Here is a 1,194-nt window from a genome sequence, read left to right as displayed (position 1 = left end):
GACACGCACGATCAGCGCGTCGCCCTGCCCGCCGCCACCGCACAGTGCCGCCGCGCCGATGCCGCCGCCGCGCCGCTTCAGCTCCAGTGCCAAGTGGAGCACCACCCGTGCGCCGGACATGCCGATCGGGTGTCCGAGTGCGATCGCGCCGCCGTTGACATTCACCTTTTCGGGTGACACCCCGAGGTCCTTCATTGACTGCACGGCGACCGCGGCGAAGGCTTCGTTGATCTCGACGAGGTCGAGGTCCTCGACGCCGATGCCCTCTTTGCGCAGCGCGTGCTGGATGGCGTTGGACGGCTGCGACTGGAGGGAGTTGTCGGGCCCGGCTACGTTCCCGTGCGCGCCGATCTCCGCGATCCACTCCAGGCCCAGCTCCTCGGCCCTGGCCTTGCTCATCACCACGACCGCCGCGGCGCCGTCGGAGATCTGCGAGGACGTACCGGCGGTGATGGTGCCGTCCTTGGCGAAGGCGGGGCGCAGTTTGCCCAGCGACTCGGCCGTGGTGTCGGCGCGGATGCCTTCGTCCTTGCTGAAGACGACCGGCTCGCCCTTGCGCTGCGGGATGTCGACCGGCGTGATCTCGGCCTCGAAGATGCCGTTCTTCTGCGCGGCTGCGGCCCGCTGGTGGGAGAGCGCCGCGATCTCGTCCTGCTCGGGACGGGCGATGCCGAGGCGGGTGTTGTGCTTCTCTGTGGACTCGCCCATGGCGACGTTCTCGAAGGCGTCGGTGAGTCCGTCGTACGCCATCGAGTCGAGCATCTCGATCGCGCCGTACTTGAAGCCCTCCCGGGACTTGGGCAGCAGGTGCGGCGCGTTGGTCATGGACTCCTGGCCGCCGGCGACGATCACGTCGAACTCACCGGCGCGGATCAGCTGGTCGGCCAGCGCGATGGCGTCCAGCCCGGAGAGGCAGACCTTGTTGACGGTGAGCGCGGGAACGCTCATCGGGATGCCCGCCTTGACCGCGGCCTGGCGCGCCGGGATCTGCCCGGCCCCGGCCTGCAGCACCTGGCCCATGATCACGTACTGCACCTGATCACCGCCGATGCCCGCCCGGTCCAGCGCCGCCTTGATGGCAAAGCCGCCGAGATCAGCGCCGGAGAAGGATTTGAGCGAGCCGAGCAGGCGTCCCATGGGCGTACGGGCGCCCGCGACGATCACTGAGGTGGTACCGGTCGTTCCAGACATGAG

Annotated in this window: 1 protein-coding gene; it reads right to left on the bottom strand. The window is 69.1% G+C overall.

Features of this window, described 5'->3' with window-relative positions:
• A partial coding sequence (locus ACWDO5_RS35715) for an acetyl-CoA C-acetyltransferase (protein ID WP_450534680.1) occupies nt 1–1,191 on the bottom strand: 1,191 nt, incomplete at its 3' end.
• Nucleotides 1,192–1,194 lie beyond the last annotated feature (3 nt).

The organism is Streptomyces sp. NPDC000880 (assembly GCF_053599675.1).
This window is presented reverse-complemented; position numbering and strand designations above follow the sequence as displayed.